General features: G+C 63.4%; 9 protein-coding genes. 8 read left to right on the top strand and 1 reads right to left on the bottom strand.

Annotated features, from left to right (window positions below; genetic code table 11):
- Position 1 precedes the first annotated feature (1 nt).
- The 8 genes from rplA to QA649_RS19895 all read left to right on the top strand — a co-directional run bounded on the left by rplA (position 2) and on the right by QA649_RS19895 (position 16613).
- Positions 2-694: a 50S ribosomal protein L1 gene (gene rplA / locus QA649_RS19860; protein WP_014494487.1), complete on the top strand. Its 693-nt coding sequence runs from the start codon at positions 2-4 to the stop codon at positions 692-694.
- Between the two features lie 89 nt (positions 695-783).
- Complete coding sequence (locus QA649_RS19865; RefSeq protein WP_283025663.1) at positions 784-1737, top strand: 2-hydroxyacid dehydrogenase; 954 nt, start codon at positions 784-786, stop codon at positions 1735-1737.
- A gap of 586 nt (positions 1738-2323) precedes the next feature.
- The gene (gene rplJ, locus QA649_RS19870) at positions 2324-2842 is read left to right on the top strand and encodes a 50S ribosomal protein L10 (protein WP_283025664.1); all 519 of its coding nucleotides are present in this window, start codon (positions 2324-2326) and stop codon (positions 2840-2842) included.
- Positions 2843-2896: 54 nt separating this feature from the next.
- Positions 2897-3274: a 50S ribosomal protein L7/L12 gene (gene rplL, locus QA649_RS19875; RefSeq protein WP_018647233.1), complete on the top strand. Its 378-nt coding sequence runs from the start codon at positions 2897-2899 to the stop codon at positions 3272-3274.
- 473 nt (positions 3275-3747) lie between these two features.
- A complete protein-coding gene (rpoB, locus tag QA649_RS19880; RefSeq protein WP_283025665.1) occupies positions 3748-7866 on the top strand; it encodes a DNA-directed RNA polymerase subunit beta in 4119 nt (1372 codons plus the stop codon).
- A gap of 129 nt (positions 7867-7995) precedes the next feature.
- Positions 7996-12192 carry a DNA-directed RNA polymerase subunit beta' gene (gene rpoC, locus QA649_RS19885; protein ID WP_283025666.1) on the top strand — a complete coding sequence of 1399 codons (4197 nt, stop codon included), beginning with the start codon at positions 7996-7998 and terminating at the stop codon, positions 12190-12192.
- Between the two features lie 193 nt (positions 12193-12385).
- Positions 12386-14446 (top strand): FAD-dependent oxidoreductase, encoded by a 2061-nt coding sequence (locus QA649_RS19890; protein WP_283025667.1) that lies wholly within the window; start codon positions 12386-12388, stop codon positions 14444-14446.
- A gap of 133 nt (positions 14447-14579) precedes the next feature.
- Positions 14580-16613 (top strand): ABC transporter ATP-binding protein, encoded by a 2034-nt coding sequence (locus QA649_RS19895; RefSeq protein ID WP_283025668.1) that lies wholly within the window; start codon positions 14580-14582, stop codon positions 16611-16613.
- Here QA649_RS19895 and QA649_RS19900 read toward each other — a convergent pair.
- Positions 16529-17779 (bottom strand): NAD(P)/FAD-dependent oxidoreductase, encoded by a 1251-nt coding sequence (locus QA649_RS19900; RefSeq protein WP_283025669.1) that lies wholly within the window; start codon positions 17777-17779, stop codon positions 16529-16531. The two genes, QA649_RS19895 and QA649_RS19900, sit on opposite strands and share 85 nt — an antisense overlap.
- Between the last annotated feature and the right edge of the window lie 592 nt (positions 17780-18371).

Raw genomic sequence — 18371 nt, forward strand, 5'->3', positions numbered from 1 at the left:
CATGGCAATCGGAAAGCGTTTGAACAAAGCCCGCGAAGGTGTTGACCGCGAAAAGCTTTACCCGCTCGCGGACGCCATCAAGATGGTCAAGGAACGCGCCAAGGCGAAGTTCGACGAGACCATCGAGGTCGCGATCAATCTCGGCGTCGATCCGCGTCACGCCGACCAGATGGTCCGCGGTGTCGTGACCCTGCCGAATGGCACCGGCCGTACGCTCCGCGTCGGCGTGTTCGCCCGCGGCGCCAAGGCCGATGAAGCCAAGGCCGCCGGTGCCGACGTCGTCGGCGCCGAGGACCTGGTCGAGAAGGTGCAGAACGGCTCGATCGATTTCGACCGCTGCATCGCCACCCCCGACATGATGCCGCTGGTCGGCCGCCTCGGTAAGGTGCTCGGCCCGCGTGGCCTGATGCCGAACCCGAAGATCGGCACCGTGACCATGGACGTCACCGGCGCGGTGAAGGGTGCCAAGGGCGGCTCGGTCGAGTTCCGCGTCGAGAAGGCCGGCATCCTGCAGGCCGGCGTTGGCAAGGCTTCCTTCTCCGAGGAGAAGCTGGTCGAGAACATCAAGGCTCTTGCCGATGCTGTCTCGAAGGCGAAGCCGGCCGGTTCCAAGGGCACCTACATCCAGCGCGTTGCGGTGTCCTCGACGATGGGCCCCGGCGTGAAGGTCGAGCCGGGCACCATTCTCGGCTAAGTCTGGAAATTGCATGAGGCGAGGGGCGGAATCGGGCGACCGATTCCGCCCCTCGTCGTTTGTGGCAGCGCTTACCGGAAACAAGAACAATGGCTGACAAGGTCCTGATCTACTCGCGCTTTCCCAAGTCGATGATGGCGCGCTTCGCCGAGCGGTTCGAGCTGCTCGACACCGGCGGCAAGAAGGCAACGGAGGTGTTTCCGCCCGAAGCGCTCGGGGGCATCCGCGCGCTGCTCACCGCGGGCGGCTCGCCGCTGGGAGCGGAAGCGATGGATTTGTTTCCGAAGCTCGGCGCCATCGTCTGCTACGGCACGGGCTATGACGGCGTCGACCTGAAGGCGGCGGCAGTGCGCAACGTAGCGGTCGGCCACAGCCCGGGTGCCAATGCGGCTTCCGTCGCCGACATCGCGATGACCCTGATGCTGGCGACGACCCGGCGGATTTTGGTGGCCGACCAATATGTCCGCAGCGGCGATTGGGCGGCCTCGAAGCAGTCGCCGATGATGCGTCCGCAGGCCGGCATGCCCGGCCGCCGCATCGGCGTCTACGGCATGGGCGAGATCGGCCGCAAGATCGCGGCGCGCTGCGCCGCCTTCGAGAGCGAGGTCGGCTATTTCAGTCGCACCAAATACGATTTGCCTTATCAATATTTCCCGTCGCTGGAGGCGCTCGCCGACTGGTGCAGCGTTCTGATGATCGCGGTCCGGGCAGGGGCCGAGACCCAGCACGTCGTCAATGCGGACATTCTGGGCCGCCTCGGCGCGGACGGCTATGTCGTCAACATCTCCCGCGGCTCGGTCATCGACGAGAAGGCCCTGGTCGCGGCGCTCACCGACAAGACCATCGCCGGCGCCGGTCTCGACGTCTTCGAGAAGGAGCCGCACGCGCCCGACGCGCTGACCGCGTTCCCGAACGTCGTGTTCGCCCCCCATATCGGCGGCCATACCCTGGACTCGCACGTCGCCATGCAGAATTGCGTGCTGGCGAACCTGACCGCGTTCTTCGAAGGCCAGCCGCTCCCTTACGCGGTCAAATCGGCCTGAATCGGTCCTTGTTGGGCCACCTCAAGCCCGGTCGGCAACAGATTGGAACTGGTGTGAATTTTGCCCTTGGCAAGCAGGCCCGGAGCGGTTAAAGAACCGCCTCCGGACGTGCCGGCCTCGGCTGGCGCGTTCGTGTACGCATTCCGAAAACCCGACGCGACAGGAGATCATTCCTTTTCAGGACGTCCGCAAGGATTTGCCCGAAAAGGAAGGAAAACCCGTCGGTTGGCTGGGATGCGGGCAGAGGTCGGGCGGTTCGCCGGCTGACCTTGTCCTGTCCAAGACTGCAGGCGCCCGCGGGAAATTTCGATTTCTCAACGGCTTAATCGCATGGCCTGCATAGACGGGTGAAGACCGGATTTCACTTCGCTCCCAGCTTTAAGGGCTGGCTTCGCGAAACGGGTCTGGTTCGGACCTCGACACGCCGTGGGCCTTTCAGGGGCTCCCGGAGGGCAGGCTTTGAATTGTCGTCTTGCCCGGCGTGTCCGAAGGGTTTTTGACCCGGAGGTTCAGGTTTGGGCGGGACGATGGGTGCAACCCGGCGGTCCCGCTTTTCGCGAAGACTGCCAACCGGAAAGAGCTTGCTGTGGAACGAGCGGCAAAAAAGGACGCGGTCGAACAGCTCAATGGGGTCTTCAAGACCACGAGCGTCGCGATCGTTGCTCAATATTCCGGCCTCACCGTCGCCCAGATGCAGAAGCTGCGCCAGCAGATGAAGCAGGCGGGTGCATCGGTGAAGGTCTCGAAGAACCGTCTCGCCAAAATTGCTCTTGAAGGCACTGACGTCGTTGCCATCGGCCCCATGCTGAAGGGACCGACCGTGATCGCCACTTCGAACGATCCGGTAGCGGCGCCAAAGGTCGCCATCGAATTCGCCAAGGCGAACGAAAAGTTCGTCATCGTCGGCGGCTCGATGGGGAAGACCGTCCTGAATGTCGACGGCGTGAAGGCGCTTGCCTCGCTGCCGTCGCTTGACGAACTGCGCGGCAAGATCGTCGGCCTGCTTGTGGCCCCGGCGACCAAGATCGCTCAGCTCGCCAACGCGCCCGCGGGCAAGCTCGCGCGCGTCATCCAGGCTCATGCCTCAAAGGGCGAAGCGGCCTGACGCCCTTCGCAAAACTCAAACCCGAACCAGACTTACACCTAAGGAAACTGAACAATGGCTGACTTGCAGAAGATCGTTGACGACCTCTCGAGCCTCACCGTGCTCGAAGCCGCTGAACTCGCGAAGCTCCTCGAAGAGAAGTGGGGCGTTTCGGCTGCCGCGGCTGTCGCCGTGGCCGGCCCGGCTGGTGGTGGCGCTGCCGCCGCTCCGGCTGAAGAGAAGACCGAGTTCACGGTCGTTCTCGCCTCCGCCGGCGAGAAGAAGATCGAGGTCATCAAGGAAGTCCGCGCCATCACCGGTCTCGGCCTCAAGGAAGCAAAGGACCTCGTCGAGGGTGCTCCGAAGCCGCTGAAGGAAGGCGTGAACAAGGAAGAAGCCGAGAAGATCAAGGCCCAGATCGAGAAGGCTGGCGCCAAGGTCGAGCTCAAGTAAGCACTGCTTACTGGTGGGGATCCCGGGCTCGGCCCGGGATCCTGGTCCGCCCTCAAGAGGGTGGTCCGGATGCAAAAGGCGTGCGACGGAACGAGCCGACGCAGGTTGAACACGAAAAAGTGTGGGGATTTGAGGGTTTGTCCCTCGAATCTGCACTATTGTCGCCCCATATCGGGTCGGCAGCACGAAAGCGCGGTGGGCAGGGAGGCCGGATTTCCCTGGAAGCCGTTGGGAGAGCAGGCTATTTCGGGCTTTTGCAGTCCGTGAAGACGATCGTTGTGACGGGCGGGCGCGCACACCAGCGCCCCGCGCGTCGTTTTGCGTTTTGAAGGTCTGAAGAACAGATTCAGGACATTCCCGCCTGAGCCTGAGTTTCCGGCCCCAAAACGGGTTCGAAAAATTCAACCCGGGGAGCGGTGGCAGCCGCGTTCCGGACGGCGCGCCCAGAGCGGGCGACGAAATGAGAGGCCACGATGGCGCAGCAGACATTCACCGGTCGCAAACGCGTTCGCAAGTTCTTCGGACACATCAAGGAAGTCGCCGAGATGCCGAACCTCATCGAGGTTCAGAAGGCGTCCTATGACCAGTTCCTGATGGTCGACGAGCCCCAGGGCGGTCGTCTCGACGAGGGTCTGCAGGCGGTGTTCCGCTCGGTGTTCCCGATCTCGGACTTCTCGGGCACCTCGATGCTGGAATTCGTCCGCTACGAGTTCGAGCAGCCGAAATATGACGTCGACGAGTGCCGCCAGCGCGGCATGACCTTCGCGGCGCCCCTCAAGGTGACGCTGCGCCTCATCGTGTTCGATATCGACGAGGAAACCGGCGCGAAGTCGGTCAAGGACATCAAGGAGCAGGACGTCTACATGGGCGACATCCCGCTCATGACGATGAACGGCACCTTCATCGTGAACGGCACCGAGCGCGTCATCGTCTCGCAGATGCACCGTTCGCCCGGCGTGTTCTTCGACCACGACAAGGGCAAGACCCACTCCTCGGGCAAGCTGCTGTTCGCCGCCCGCGTGATCCCGTATCGCGGCTCCTGGCTCGACATCGAGTTCGACGCCAAGGACATCGTCTATGCGCGTATCGACCGTCGCCGCAAGATTCCGGTGACGTCGCTGATGTTCGCCCTCGGCCTCGACGGCGAGGCGATCCTGTCCACGTTCTACAAGAAGATCCTCTACAAGCGGACCAAGGAAGGCTGGCGCGTTCCGTTCGACGCCAACCGTTTCCGCGGCTACTCGACCGTCAACGACCTGATCGATGCCGATACCGGCAAGGTCGTGCTCGAGGCCGGCAAGAAGCTCACCGTCCGTGCCGCCCGCCAGCTCCAGGAGAAGGGGCTGAAGGCGTTGCGTCTGTCGGATGAGGAGCTCGTCGGCAACTATCTCGCCGAGGACCTCGTCAACCCGAAGACGGGTGAGATCCATGCCGAAGCCGGTGAGGAGATCACTGACAAGAACATGAAGGCGCTCAACGAGCAGGGCTACAAGGAGCTGCCGCTGCTCGACATCGACCACGTCAATGTCGGCCCCTACATCCGCAACACGCTCTCGGCCGACAAGAACATGACGCGCGAGGACGCGCTGTTCGACATCTACCGGGTGATGCGTCCGGGCGAGCCGCCGACGCTGGATTCGGCGCAGGCCATGTTCCAGTCGCTGTTCTTCGACGCCGAGCGTTACGACCTCTCCGCGGTCGGCCGCGTCAAGATGAACATGCGCCTCGACCTCGATGCGCCCGACACCCAGCGCACGCTGCGCAAGGAAGACATCCTCTCCGTCATCAAGACGCTGGTTGATCTGCGCGACGGCAAGGGCGAGATCGACGACATCGACCATCTCGGCAACCGCCGTGTGCGTTCGGTCGGCGAGCTCATGGAGAACCAGTACCGCATCGGCCTCCTGCGTATGGAGCGAGCGATCAAGGAGCGCATGTCCTCGGTCGACATTGACACGGTCATGCCGCAGGACCTGATCAACGCGAAGCCCGCGGCCGCCGCCGTGCGCGAGTTCTTCGGCTCCTCGCAGCTCTCGCAGTTCATGGACCAGACCAACCCGCTGTCGGAGATCACCCACAAGCGCCGCCTGTCGGCACTTGGACCGGGCGGTCTGACCCGCGAGCGCGCCGGCTTCGAGGTGCGCGACGTGCATCCGACGCATTACGGCCGCATCTGCCCGATCGAGACGCCGGAAGGTCCGAACATCGGTCTGATCAACTCGCTCGCGACCTTCGCGCGCGTGAACAAGTACGGCTTCGTCGAGACGCCGTATCGCAAGGTCAAGGACGGTCGCGTCACCGACGAGGTCGTGTACCTCTCGGCGATGGAAGAGGGCCGCTACACGGTCGCGCAGGCCAACGTGCCGCTCGACCCGAAGGGCCGCTTCACCGAAGACCTTGTGGTCTGCCGTCACGCCGGCGAAGTCTTGCCGGTGACGCCGGACAAGGTCGACTACATGGACGTGTCGCCGAAGCAGCTCGTCTCCGTCGCCGCGGCGCTGATCCCGTTCCTCGAGAACGACGACGCCAACCGCGCGCTGATGGGCTCGAACATGCAGCGCCAGGCGGTGCCGCTGGTTCGCGCCGAGGCGCCGTTCGTCGGCACCGGTATGGAGGGCGTGGTTGCGCGTGACTCGGGTGCTGCGATCGCGGCGCGCCGTTCGGGCGTGATCGACCAGATCGACGCGACCCGCGTCGTCATCCGCGCCACGGAAGATCTCGATCCGACCAAGTCGGGCGTCGATATCTACCGTCTGATGAAGTACCAGCGCTCCAACCAGTCGACCTGCATCAACCAGCGTCCGCTGGTGAAGGTCGGTGACATCGTCAAGAAGGGCGACATCATCGCCGACGGTCCGTCGACCGATCTCGGCGAGCTCGCGCTCGGCCGCAACGTGCTCGTCGCGTTCATGCCGTGGAACGGCTACAACTTCGAAGACTCGATCCTGCTCTCCGAGCGGATCGTGAAGGAAGACGTCTTCACCTCGATCCACATCGAGGAGTTCGAGGTGATGGCCCGCGACACCAAGCTCGGGCCCGAGGAAATCACCCGCGACATTCCGAACGTCTCGGAAGAAGCGCTGAAGAACCTCGACGAAGCCGGTATCGTCTACATCGGTGCAGAAGTGCGCGCCGGCGACATCCTGGTCGGCAAGATCACGCCGAAGGGCGAAAGCCCGATGACGCCGGAAGAGAAGCTCCTGCGCGCCATCTTCGGCGAGAAGGCTTCCGACGTTCGCGACACCTCGCTGCGCGTTCCTCCGGGCGTGCAGGGCACGATCGTGGAAGTTCGCGTGTTCAACCGTCACGGCGTCGACAAGGACGAGCGTGCGCTGGCGATCGAGCGGGAAGAGATCGAGCGTCTGGCCAAGGACCGCGACGACGAGCAGGCGATCCTGGACCGCAACGTCTACAACCGTCTTGCCGAGCTGCTCGAAGGGCGGCAGGGCATTGCGGGTCCGAAGGGCTTCAAGAAGGACACCAAGATCACCCGTGCGGTGCTCGAGGAGTATCCGAAGTCGCAGTGGTGGCTGTTCGCTTCGCCGAACGACAAGCTGATGGCCGAAATCGAGGCCATGCGGAAGCAGTACGACGAGTCGAAGAAGGGGCTCGAGCAGCGCTTCCTCGACAAGGTCGAGAAGCTCCAGCGCGGCGACGAATTGCCGCCCGGCGTGATGAAGATGGTCAAGGTCTTCGTCGCGGTGAAGCGCAAGATCCAGCCCGGCGACAAGATGGCCGGCCGCCACGGCAACAAGGGCGTGGTGTCGAAGATCGTGCCGATCGAGGACATGCCGTTCCTCGAGGACGGCACGCACGCCGACATCGTGCTCAACCCGCTGGGCGTGCCCTCGCGCATGAACGTCGGACAGATCCTCGAGACCCATCTCGGCTGGGCCTGTGCCGGCCTCGGCAAGCGTATCGGCCAGACGGTCGATGCCTACCTGTCGAAGCAGGACATCAAGCCGCTGAAGGAAACCTTGAAGAAGGTCTACGGCGAGGACGAGACCATCAAGTCGCTCAACGACAACGAGCTGCTTGAGCTTGGCCATAACCTCAGCCGCGGTGTTCCGATCGCGACGCCGGTGTTCGACGGCGCCAAGGAAGCCGACATCGAGGAGATGCTGAAGCTTGCCGGTCTCGACGCTTCGGGTCAGTCGACCGTCTATGACGGCCGCACCGGCGATCCGTTCGATCGCAAGGTGACGGTGGGCTACATCTACATGCTCAAGCTGCACCATCTGGTCGACGACAAGATCCATGCGCGTTCGATCGGTCCGTACTCGCTCGTCACCCAGCAGCCGCTGGGCGGCAAGGCGCAGTTCGGCGGCCAGCGCTTCGGCGAAATGGAGGTGTGGGCGCTCGAGGCTTACGGCGCGGCGTACACGCTCCAGGAAATGCTGACGGTGAAGTCGGACGACGTCGCCGGCCGCACCAAGGTGTACGAGGCGATCGTGCGCGGCGACGACACGTTCGAGGCCGGTATTCCGGAATCGTTCAACGTGCTGGTCAAGGAAATGCGCTCGCTCGGCCTCAACGTCGACCTGCACAACTCCAAGATGGGACCGGCGCCGACGTCCGAAGCGGCCGAGTAATTCGACCTTTCATGCCCGGCCTTCGCGGCCGGGCATTGGCGCCCCTCCCGAGGCCTTGAGGGCAGGGCGCCGTGCTCGAGTGATTTTCGAATTTGCGGCCGGAGGCGACCGGCACGCGAGGAGAAGACGATGAACCAAGAAATTATGAATCTCTTCAACCCGACGACGCCGGCTCAGGTCTTTGACCAGATCCGGATCTCGATCGCGTCTCCAGAGAAGATTCTGTCCTGGTCCTACGGCGAGATCAAGAAGCCGGAGACCATCAACTACCGTACCTTCAAGCCCGAGCGCGACGGCCTGTTCTGCGCCCGCATCTTCGGGCCGATCAAGGACTATGAGTGCTTGTGCGGCAAGTACAAGCGCATGAAGTACAAGGGCATTATCTGCGAGAAGTGCTCGGTCGAGGTCACGCTGTCGCGCGTCCGGCGCGAGCGCATGGGCCACATCGAGCTCGCAGCCCCGGTCGCCCACATCTGGTTCCTGAAGTCGCTGCCCTCGCGCATCGGCCTTCTGCTGGACATGACGCTGAAGGATCTCGAGCGGATCCTCTACTTCGAATACTACGTCGTTCTCGAGCCGGGTCTCACCGCGCTCAAGGACCGTCAGCTGCTGTCTGAAGACGAGTATCTGAAGGCGCAGGACGAGTACGGCCAGGACAGCTTCACCGCCATGATCGGCGCCGAAGCGATCCGCGAGCTGCTCAAGGGCATGGACCTCGAGAAGCTCGAGGCCTCGCTGCGCATCGAGATGCAGGAGACCGACTCCGACATCAAGCACAAGAAGCTCGCCAAGCGCCTGAAGATCGTGGAAGCGTTCCGCCACTCCGGCAACAAGCCGGAATGGATGATCATGACCGTGGTTCCGGTGATCCCGCCGGACCTGCGTCCGCTGGTGCCCCTGGATGGCGGCCGCTTCGCGACCTCGGACCTCAACGACCTCTACCGCCGCGTCATCAACCGCAACAACCGCTTGAAGCGGCTGATGGAGCTGCGCGCGCCCGACATCATCATCCGCAACGAGAAGCGCATGCTTCAGGAAGCGGTCGATGCGCTGTTCGACAACGGCCGCCGCGGTCGCGTCATCACCGGCGCCAACAAGCGTCCGCTGAAGTCGCTTGCCGACATGCTCAAGGGCAAGCAGGGCCGCTTCCGCCAGAACCTGCTCGGCAAGCGCGTCGACTATTCGGGTCGTTCGGTGATCGTGGTCGGTCCCGAGCTGCGCCTGCATCAGTGTGGCCTGCCGAAGAAGATGGCGCTCGAGCTGTTCAAGCCGTTCATCTATTCGCGGCTTGACGCCAAGGGCCTGTCCACCACCGTGAAGCAGGCCAAGAAGCTGGTCGAGAAGGAGCGGCCCGAGGTCTGGGACATCCTGGACGAGGTCATCCGCGAGCATCCGGTGCTGCTCAACCGCGCGCCGACGCTGCATCGCCTCGGCATCCAGGCGTTCGAGCCCGTGCTGATCGAGGGTAAGGCGATCCAGCTTCACCCGCTGGTCTGCTCGGCGTTCAACGCCGACTTCGACGGCGACCAGATGGCCGTGCACGTCCCGCTGTCGCTCGAAGCGCAGCTGGAAGCGCGCGTCCTGATGATGTCGACCAACAACATCCTGCATCCGGCGAACGGCCAGCCGATCATCGTGCCGTCGCAGGACATCGTGCTCGGTCTCTACTACGTCTCGATCATGCGCGAAGGCCTGCCTGGCGAGGGCAAGGTGTTCGGCGACATGGCCGAGCTCGAGCATGCCCTGCACGCGAAGGTCATTCATCTCCACACCAAGATCAAGTACCGGTGGGAAGGCATGGACGAGACCGGCAAGGTCTCCAAGCGCTGGATCGAGACCACCGCCGGCCGCGTCATGCTCGGCAACCTGCTGCCGAAGAACCCGCGCATCTCGTACGAGATCATCAACAAGCTGATGACCAAGCGCGAGATCTCGGGCGTCATCGACCAGGTCTACCGTCACTGCGGACAGAAGGAGACGGTGATCTTCTGCGACCGCATCATGGCGCTCGGCTTCTACAACGCGTTCAAGGCCGGCATCTCGTTCGGCAAGGACGACATGGTCGTGCCGCACGGCAAGTGGAAGATCGTCGACACCACCCGTACGCTGGCGAAGGATTTCGAGCAGCAGTACAACGACGGTCTGATCACCCATGGCGAGAAGTACAACAAGGTCGTCGACGCCTGGTCGAAGGCCACGGAAGAAATCGCCAAGGCGATGATGAAGGAAATCTCCGCCACCAAGAAGACGGCGAGCGGAGCCGATGCCGACATCAACTCGATCTACATGATGGCCCACTCCGGTGCCCGCGGTTCGCCGGCCCAGATGCGCCAGCTCGCCGGCATGCGCGGCCTGATGGCCAAGCCGTCGGGTGAGATCATCGAGACGCCCATCATCTCGAACTTCAAGGAAGGCCTCTCGGTTCTCGAGTACTTCAACTCGACCCACGGCGCCCGCAAGGGTCTCGCGGACACGGCGTTGAAGACCGCGAACTCGGGCTACCTGACCCGTCGTCTGGTCGACGTCGCGCAGGACTGCATCATCACGCAGAGCGACTGCGGCACCAAGCTCGGCATCAAGATGCGCGCCATCGTCGATGCCGGCACCGTGGTTGCTTCGCTCGGCTCGCGCATCCTCGGACGCACGGCCTGCGAAGACATCCGTGACAGCTCGGGCAAGGTGATCATCAAGCGCGACACGCTGATGGAAGAGAGCCATCTGGACGCCATCCAGCAGGGTGGTGTGCAGGAGGTGAAGATCCGCTCGGCGCTGACCTGCGAGCTCGTCAACGGCATCTGCGGCAAGTGCTACGGCCGCGACCTCGCCCGCGGCACGCCGGTCAACCATGGCGAAGCGGTCGGCGTCATCGCGGCGCAGTCGATCGGTGAGCCGGGCACCCAGCTGACCATGCGCACCTTCCACATCGGCGGTGCGGCGCAGCTCAACGAGCAGTCCTTCGTCGAAGCCAACTTCGACGGCAAGATCGTGATCCGGAACAAGGCCATCGCCCGCAACAGCGAAGGTCACCTGATCGCGATGGTGCGCAACATGGTGGTGGCGATCGTCGATGCCGACGGCACCGAGCGTGCGACGCACCGCGTCCAGTACGGCTCGCGCCTGCACGTCGACGAAGGCGACATGGTCAAGCGCGGCCAGCGCGTCGTCGAGTGGGATCCCTACACCCGTCCGCTCCTCACCGAAGTCGAAGGTACCATCGGCTTCGAGGATCTGGTCGAGGGGCAGTCGATCTCGGAAACGCTCGACGAGGCCACCGGTATCGCCAAGCGCGTGGTCATCGACTGGCGCTCGACCCGCGGCGGCTCGGACCTGCGTCCGGCCATCGTGGTCAAGGGCAAGGACGGCAAGGTGCTCAAGCTCGCCCGTGGCGGCGATGCCCGCTACATGCTGTCGGTCGACGCCATTCTCTCGGTCGACGTCGGAGCCAAGGTCAATCCGGGTGACATCCTCGCCCGTGTCTCGACCGAAAGCGCCAAGACGCGTGACATCACCGGCGGTCTGCCGCGGGTGGCGGAACTGTTCGAGGCCCGGCGTCCGAAGGATGCGGCGATCATCGCCGAAATCGCGGGCACCATCCGGTTCGGACGCGACTACAAGAACAAGCGTCGCATCTCGATCGAGCCGATGGACAAGACCGAGGAGCCGCGCGAGTACCTGATCCCGAAGGGCAAACATATCCACCTTCAGGACGGCGACGTCGTCGAAAAGGGCGACTTCATCGTCGAAGGCAACCCGGCGCCGCACGACATTCTTGCGGTCAAGGGCATCGAGGAGCTCGCAGCCTACCTGGTCAACGAAATCCAGGAGGTCTACCGGCTCCAGGGTGTGCTCATCAACGACAAGCACATCGAGGTGATTGTCCGTCAGATGCTCCAGAAGGTGGAAGTCACCGACCAGGGCGACACGGACATGATCTCCGGCGAGCAGGTCGACAAGATCGAGTTCGACGCGCTGAACGAGAAGGCCAAGGAAGAGGGCAAGAAGCCCGCCACGGGAACGCCGGTTCTGCTCGGCATCACCAAGGCGAGCCTGCAGACCCGCTCGTTCTTCTCGGCGGCCTCGTTCCAGGAGACCACCCGCGTCCTCACCGAGGCGGCGGTCAACGGCAAGATCGATCCGCTCGAAGGCCTCAAGGAGAACGTCATCGTGGGCCGCCTGATCCCGGCGGGCACCGGCGCCTCCATGGCCAAGATCCGCGAAGTCGCGATGAAGCGCGACAAGCTGATCCTGGACGAGCGCGAGCAGCAGGCGTCCGTCGTGCCGCCGGCACCGGAAGCAGAGCTTCCTGCGCTACCGCCGGCGGAATGATCGTTCATCCGTAGGAATACCGAGGACAATGAAAAGGCCGGCGCAAGCCGGCCTTTTTGCTGCTTTGTTTGCTTGCTGCGATGCAGGATCAACCTTTGTTCATCTTTCCTTCAGGCGCAAAAGCGCTTCTGCTAGGGGAGCTTAGACCGGTGGATCCCGTGACGGGGGCAGGGCCGGAGACCACGGAACGGATATGCTTGATCTCGCAATCGTAGGCGGCGGCCCCGGCGGGCTGATGAGCGCCTGGTATCTGAAGCGTAAGCTCGGCGACCTCTGCCGCGTCACCATCTTCGAGGCGTCGGACCGGCTCGGCGGCAAGATCGTCACGCGCAAATTCGATTCCGCGCCCGCGATGTACGAGGCCGGCGTTGCTGAGATCTACGACTACTCGATGACGGGTCCGGATCCGCTGCGCGAGCTGATTCAGCATTTCGGCCTGCAGACGATTCCGATGGATGCCGAGCAGGTGCAGTTCGGCGGCGAGCTGCTGAACGACGTGCCCGGCATGACCCGCAAATACGGCGCCAAGACCGCGGCCGCGATCGAGGCGTTCCGCAAGCGCTGCACCGAGATGATGTCGCCGATCGAATATTACGAGGGCGTCGGCGCACACGACAACGAGAATCCCTGGGCCTACAAGACTGCCGAACAGGTGCTCGACGAAGAGGTCGAGGACGAGACCGCAAAGCGCTTCTTCAAGGTGATGGCGCGCTCGGACATCGCGACCGAGAGCCACAACACCAACGGCCTCAACGCGCTCAAGAACTATCTGATGGACGTCGACGGCTATATCGGCCTCTATTCCATCCAGAACGGCAACGAGCAGCTGATCGAGTGCCTGCAGTCGGAGGTCAATGCCGACATCGAGCTCAATCACCGCGTGCTCACCGTCGGCAAGGCACCGACCGGTCGCTACCAGCTCAAGATGATGAACGGCAAGGGCCCGGAGACGCGCGACTTCGACCTCGTGCTGGTCTGCCTGCCGCATTCCTGGCTCGCCACCATGGGGTGGGAAGGCGAGCAGCTACGCAAGTCGATGGTCAAGCATGTCTCCTATTTCGACCGTCCGGCGCACTATTTGCGCGTCTCGATCCTGTTCGACGAGCCGTTCTGGGGCGAGAAGATTCCGGGCGCCTGGTTCATGTCGGAAGCCTTCGGCGGCTGCTGCGTCTACAATGAGGGCGCGCGTCACGACGTTGGCAAGCATGGCGTGCTGAACTGGCTCATTCCCGGCTCCGACGCGCTGGCCTTCGCCAATCTCTCCGATCAGGAGCTGATCGATGCCGCGCTGAAATCGCTGCCGGCTTCGCTCGGCGATGCGCGCGCGCATTTCATGGAAGGCAAGATCCACCGCTGGTTGTCGTCGGTGAACGCGCTGCCGGGTGGTCTGCCCGTGCGCGACGTCATGACCAACCACCGGCCCGAGCCGAAGGAACATCCCGGCATTGTCGTCGTCGGCGACTATCTGTTCGACTCGACGCTGAACGGCCTGCTCGACTCCTCGGATGCGGCCACCGACATCATCCTGACCGAGATGATGCGCCTGCGCCGCGAGCGCGCGCAGGAGGACAAGCCGCTCTCCGACAAGATCGACCGCGACTATTTCGAGGACTATCGCGGCCTCGGTCCCTATCATGAGGCGTGGCGGCACTTCACCGATCCCGACTACCTGACAAAGCTGATCGGCATCGTCTGGGGCAAGGCCAAGGGCTCGAAGCTTCTTGTTGCGGGCGCGGCGAGTGGGGAACTGGTCGGCGCGCTGCGCGAGCGCGGCATTGATGCCTGGGGCATCGAGAGCAACCGTGCCATCCATGCCAAAACGCCGAAGGCGCTGAAGAAATACAACAAGCTCGGGTCGATCACCGACATGCCGTTCAAGGACGGCGCATTTGACTTCGTGTTCGAGACCAGCCTCTGCCACGTGTCCCCGAAGCAGGTGGTCCGCGCGATCCGCGAGCTCAACCGCGTGGTCAAGACCGGCCTCGTGTTCGGCTCGGTCACCTCCGACATGGCGCCGGCCCTGATCGACCGTTACGACCTGCTGCGCGGGGTCAAGAAGCTCGGCACCTGGTGGGAATGGTCCGAGCTGTTCTTCGGCAACGGCTTCGATCTGTCGATGCACCGCAAGGACTGCACCGATGCGCTCTGGGAGGCGACGCTTGCCGCCAACAAGGGCCCGGGCCAGTGGTACGCCGACGCGGACTCTTTGCGTTATTCGTTCTTCGACAAGGTCGAGGACGAGGACGACGACTAGCTCTTAAGATCGGGTGAATTCGCCAATTTCTTTGCCGAATTCATCGTGATCGCATAGAATCGGTGCGATAGCGGCTCTCCGCGATCTCATGCTTTCTCTGCGGTCATGCCGGCCGTCAGCATCGGTTGGTTTCATGGCGTCCAAGCCTCTTTCGCCCGACAAACAGAAGCTCGCCGCCGAAGAGGCGGCCGAGCTCGACGACAAGCTCGCCTCCGCCGCCAAGCCCGATCTCGAAGGCGACGCGGACGACGAAGACGAGGAGGATGACGAGCTTGAGCTCGAAGACGACGATGAGGACGAGGACCTCGTCGTCTTTACCGCGCGCGAGGCCGCCGGCGCGCTCGCGACCATCCTGGGGTTCGTCAAGCCTTATCTGGCCAACTACAAGCGGATGTTGTCATTCGTGGCGTTCGGCGTCGTCGTCGAGACGCTGTTCAACGTCATCATGCCGCTCAGCCTGAAGTACCTGATCGACGACGCGCTCGGCGAGGAGGATTTCCAGGCGCTGTACAAGATCCTCGGCGTGCTCGCGGCCGCCGGCATCTTCACCTCGATCGTCGCGATCTGGTACGAGCGCTGGGACGCGCGGCTGGCGGCCTGCATCATCTCCGACGTCCGCAAGCGTCTGTTCGAGCACGTCCAGGACCTGCCGGCGGCCTATTTCGGCCGTACCAAGCGCGGCGAGATCCTGTCGCGCTTTTCGGTCGATCTCTCGGCCTTCGAAGGCTCGGTGAAGACCTTCGCCAACAGCGCGGCGCTGCCGTTCCTGGAATTGATCGCCGGCATCATCCTGATGGTGTTCCTGAACTGGCAGCTCGCGGCGGTCGCGCTGCTGGTGTTTCCGATCACGCTGATCGGCCCGCGCATCCTCACCCCCAAGGCGGTGCAGGCCAATTACGAGCAGAAGCAGAACGAAGCCGCGCTGCTCGGCATGGTGCAGGAGAACATCGGCGCCCAGGCCGTGATCAAGGCGTTCAGCCTGCAGCGCAAGATGTTCGGCTTCTTCAGCTTCCGCAACGACGAGACCCGTAACAGGATCGCCTCGGCCGCGTTCCTGTCGACCATGGTGGAGCGGACGGTCACCATCTCGGTCCTGATGCTGCACCTCGTGGTGCTCGCGATCGGTGCCTATCTGGCGACCAAGGGCCAGATCACGATCGGCACCTTCGTCACCTTCGAGAGTGCGTTCTGGGAAGTCTCCTACAACATCGCCCACGTGATGCATTTCATTCCGGTGTCGATCTCCTCGGCTGCCGCGATCCGGCACATCCAGGAGCTGCTCGACGAGCCGACGCGCGGCGCCGATCGGCCCGGCGCGCCCGATCTGCCGCGCATCACCCACGACATCACCTTCGACCGCGTCACCTTCCAGTACGAGGGCAGCCAGACGCCGGTGCTGGACAATCTCAGCCTCAAGCTGAACGTCGGCAAGAGCATCGCCATCGTCGGCCCCTCGGGCTCGGGCAAGAGCACGCTGCTCAACCTGATCCTGCGGCTGTACGTGCCGGACGAGGGGCGCGTCACCATCGACGGCGTCGATGTCCGCAAGGTCACGCTGGATTCGCTGCGCCGGAGCATGGCCGTGGTGTTCCAGGAGAACATGTTGTTCAACATGTCGATCCGCGAGAACATCCGGCTCGGCAAGGAAGGCGCGACCGATGCGGAGGTGGAAGAGGCGGCGAAGAAGGCCGAGATCCACCGCTACATCATGAGCCTGCCGCAGCGCTACGACACGCCGGTCGGCGAGCGCGGCGATACGCTCTCGGGCGGCCAGCGCCAGCGTATCGCGATCGCGCGCGCGATCATCCGCAACCCGTCCGTTCTGCTGCTGGACGAGGCCACCTCGGCGCTCGACCAGACCACGGAAGCCGCGATCAACCGCACGCTGCTGAAGGTCGCCAAAGGCCGCACCATGATCTGGTCGACCCACCGCCTGACCTCGGTGGTCGAGATGGACGAGATCATCGTGATTTCAGGGGGCAGGGCGATCGAGCGCGGCTCGCATGCCGAGCTGCTCGCCAACAATGGCACCTATCGCCAGCTGTGGAACGACCAGATCCACCAGCCGCACGGCGCTGCGGCTCAGGCCGACGACGACAGCGACGATGACGACGAGGATGAGGACGATCTCGAGGATGATGAGGACGAGGACGACGAGGAGGAGTGACCGAGGAAGTTCGGCTCCAGATCGAAGGCGCCTCCGAGCGGCCGCAGCAGCCCTTGAACCGACCAGGCAATGAAGCGTGCCCAGCGCTGAGCCGTCCAATAGGGGCTTGTCGCAGTCGAGACTGAGCGGAAGTCGAACGCCTTCGCCGCCGACCATTCGTCGCAAGCCCGCTTGACCGGATCGGCGTAGAACGTGGCGACCTTGGCGGCATCCATCCCGTCGGAAGCCAGCCATCGCGGGATGTAGACGTTGCAGAGCCGATCGACGTCCGTGAAGACCTTGTCGCAGCCGGTCCCGGCGACCGGGCAGGAGGTCGAGAAGGCATCGCCCACCAGCACGAGCCCGGGCTGCCCCCTAGCGTCGTTCACGTAGAGGTCGACCGGGCGGATCTTCAGCTCGCCGGGAATGTCGAAAGGGCCGGTGATGCGCTTGAGCCGGGGCAGGGCGGCATGCAGCGTCTCGGCCGGGACGCGGCGCAGCTCACGCAGCCAGGAATCGTCGAAACCGCGGTAGACGAACAAATTGGCGCGCATCCGCGTGCCGATCGGAAACAGCGTGATGTAGGGGATCCGGTCACTCGGTCGCTCCGAGAAATAGGTCAGCGCCGGGAAGTCGAACGAATTCCGTCCGGCCGGCACCACGTCGAACCCGATCGAGATCGAATGGCAGGCACTGACGATTCGTCGCGGGATGCCGAGCTGGTGGCGCAAGCCGACATTGAGGCCGTTGGCGAGCACGATCAGACGGGCCGAGATGGTCTCGTCATTGGAGAGCGTGATCCTCTGCCGCTCCGGGCTGGTCTCGACCGCGATCGCCTTGGCCCAGATACGCCCGACGCTCGCGGGAATCTCGTCGCGGATGGCGTTGACCAGGGAATCGTAGAGGATGTTGAACTGCCGGCTCGGCGCCTTGTCGAGCAGATGGCCGAATCTCGCGATCCAGTTCTCGCCCGAATAGGTCGCGCGCCGCAGCACCGATTCTGCGATTCCGGTCCTCAGGAATCGCTCGACCTGCACCTCGCCGCTGAGTTTTTCGACTCGAAAGTCCGCCGGATAGCTCTCATGCGGGTCGATCAGCACCGCGGAAATGCCGGCGCGGCCGAGCATCGCGGCGGCGGTCGAGCCGGACAATCCCCCGCCGATGATGGCAATGTCGGTGTACCGCATGGCGCAAATCTCTGCTGAAGGCGGCAGATTGACGCATCAACAGGAAAAAAAGCCTTAGCAAGGGTTATAAAAGTATATTTCACCCGGGTATAATGTGTCATTGGGGTGGCGGAACAGGCGCAGCGTTCCCATATCGGCGTAGGGCGGTGAGTGCGGTAAACATCGGTTTCGACAGGCGCGAGAAGCGTTTTGTGACTGTCGTTTCACCTTGACTTGACCGATTCTCACTTATAGAAAGCGCCTCACTTAACGACAGGCGGTGAGCATCGCCAACGTCGGTACGGACCACCTGCCTGATCATCTAGGGATCGTCCGGCAGGCACCAACCTCGACGAATGCCGCTCAGACGCTGTCGATCATAGCTAGGCAATGCCAGTGCGATTCTAGTTCTCTTGAGCATGTTCTCTTGAGATCGAATTCGGATGCATGACCTCGGTGCGCGGGCCGCAGCTTTCTGCTGGTTGGCCTGAAAACTGCGGTCCTCTGTGGCGTCGTAACGCTTTCCGCTCGTTGATGGAGCGGTTGGCGCAATTTCGCTTTGTGCGGATTGTTCCGCTCAGGGCGGCCTCGTCGGGCGGGTGGCCCGAACAGA

The sequence above is a fragment of the Bradyrhizobium sp. CB1717 genome (genome assembly GCF_029714325.1).
Taxonomy (GTDB): Bacteria; Pseudomonadota; Alphaproteobacteria; order Rhizobiales; family Xanthobacteraceae; genus Bradyrhizobium.

What these genes read in the sequence shown, in the direction of transcription:
- rpoB (WP_283025665.1), top strand. Translation starts at nt 3,748, where the DNA reads ATGGCGCAGCAGACATTCACCGGTCGCAAACGCGTTCGCAAGTTCTTC.
- QA649_RS19890 (WP_283025667.1), top strand. Translation starts at nt 12,386, where the DNA reads ATGCTTGATCTCGCAATCGTAGGCGGCGGCCCCGGCGGGCTGATGAGC.
- rpoC (WP_283025666.1), top strand. Translation starts at nt 7,996, where the DNA reads ATGAACCAAGAAATTATGAATCTCTTCAACCCGACGACGCCGGCTCAG.
- rplA (WP_014494487.1), top strand. Translation starts at nt 2, where the DNA reads ATGGCAATCGGAAAGCGTTTGAACAAAGCCCGCGAAGGTGTTGACCGC.
- QA649_RS19895 (WP_283025668.1), top strand. Translation starts at nt 14,580, where the DNA reads ATGGCGTCCAAGCCTCTTTCGCCCGACAAACAGAAGCTCGCCGCCGAA.
- QA649_RS19900 (WP_283025669.1), bottom strand. Translation starts at nt 17,779, where the DNA reads ATGCGGTACACCGACATTGCCATCATCGGCGGGGGATTGTCCGGCTCG.
- QA649_RS19865 (WP_283025663.1), top strand. Translation starts at nt 784, where the DNA reads ATGGCTGACAAGGTCCTGATCTACTCGCGCTTTCCCAAGTCGATGATG.
- rplL (WP_018647233.1), top strand. Translation starts at nt 2,897, where the DNA reads ATGGCTGACTTGCAGAAGATCGTTGACGACCTCTCGAGCCTCACCGTG.